Raw genomic sequence first — 274 nt, forward strand, 5'->3', positions numbered from 1 at the left:
ACTAACCTCCTGATGTCCGACCAGGATTAGCTAACCTTCGTGCTCCTCCGTTACTCTTTAGGAGGAGACCGCCCCAGTCAAACTACCCACCAGACACTGTCCGCAACCCGGATTACGGGTCCACGTTAGAACACCAGCCATTAAAGGGTGGTATTTCAAGGACGGCTCCACGCAGACTGGCGTCCACGCTTCAAAGCCTCCCACCTATCCTACACATCAAGGACCAGTGTTCAGTGTCAAGCTATAGTAAAGGTTCACGGGGTCTTTCCGTCTT

1 rRNA gene is annotated in these 274 nt (G+C 52.9%); it reads right to left on the reverse strand.

Going from position 1 to position 274, the window contains the following annotated elements:
- Positions 1 to 274: ribosomal RNA gene (locus WFO70_RS22355) — 23S ribosomal RNA — on the reverse strand; the annotation flags it as partial.

Source organism: Leclercia sp. AS011 (genome assembly GCF_037152535.1).
GTDB lineage: Bacteria > Pseudomonadota > Gammaproteobacteria > Enterobacterales > Enterobacteriaceae > Enterobacter.